Annotated in this window: 1 protein-coding gene; it reads left to right on the top strand. The window is 41.9% G+C overall.

Annotated features, from left to right (window positions below):
* Positions 1–45: 45 nt before the first annotated feature.
* Positions 46–794 (top strand): IS5 family transposase gene (locus IQ457_RS13490; protein WP_165596948.1). Its coding sequence is split into 2 segments (ribosomal slippage): positions 46–376 and positions 376–794, totalling 750 coding nucleotides; the frame shifts between segments, so codons are not numbered across the junction.
* The last annotated feature ends 18 nt before the right edge of the window (positions 795–812 follow it).

The following is an 812-nucleotide window of genomic DNA, read 5'->3' as shown; positions in this document are numbered from 1 at the left end:
CTAGGGTGTGTTGACATATATAGAATAATTGATAATCATAGTGTTATGACTAGATTAACCCTAAGTGATGCCCAGTGGGCAAAGATAGCACCGTATTGTGCAGGTAAAGAGACCGATGTTGGTAGAACAGCGGTAAATAATCGACTATTTATCGAAGCTGTTCTATGGATTGTCCGAACAGGTAGTCCGTGGCGAGACTTACCCCCTGAATTTGGTAACTGGAACAGTGTTTATAAGCGCTACCGTCGATGGGTAAAAAGCGATAGATTCAGCAAGCTATTTAATGCTCTGAATGACTCAGATTTAGAGTATGCCATGATTGATGGCACTATTGTTAAGGTACATCGTCATGGACAAGGCGCAAAAGGGGGGCTTGTCATCAGGCAATTGGCAAATCAAGAGGCGGTATGACCACTAAAATCATGGCAATGGTTGATGCATTAGGCAACCTTGTTGATTTTACTTTATTGAAAGGACAACAGCATGACATGGCTGGCGTTAAACCTTTAATTAAAGACAAAGAGTTTGGTGCATTGCTTGCTGATAGAGCCTTTGACACGGATTGGCTACTGCTAGACTTAGAAGAGCGTGGTAGCAAAGCGGTCATACCCCCTAAACGCTCTCGTTTAAAGCAACGAGATTTCGATAAAGAAATGTACAAGTGGCGTCACTTAATCGAGAACTTCTTCTGTAAGCTGAAAGATTTCAAGAAAATTGCCATGCGTGCTGAAAAAACGGATGAGTCGTTTGCTGCTAATATCTATTTAGCAGCGACGATTATCCATTTACGGTAATTGTCAACACACCCTAGT

Source organism: Psychrobacter sp. M9-54-1, assembly GCF_016613355.1.
Lineage (GTDB): Bacteria > Pseudomonadota > Gammaproteobacteria > Pseudomonadales > Moraxellaceae > Psychrobacter > Psychrobacter faecalis.
Note: the sequence above shows the minus strand (reverse complement) of the source record. Positions and strands in the feature narration are given on the sequence as shown.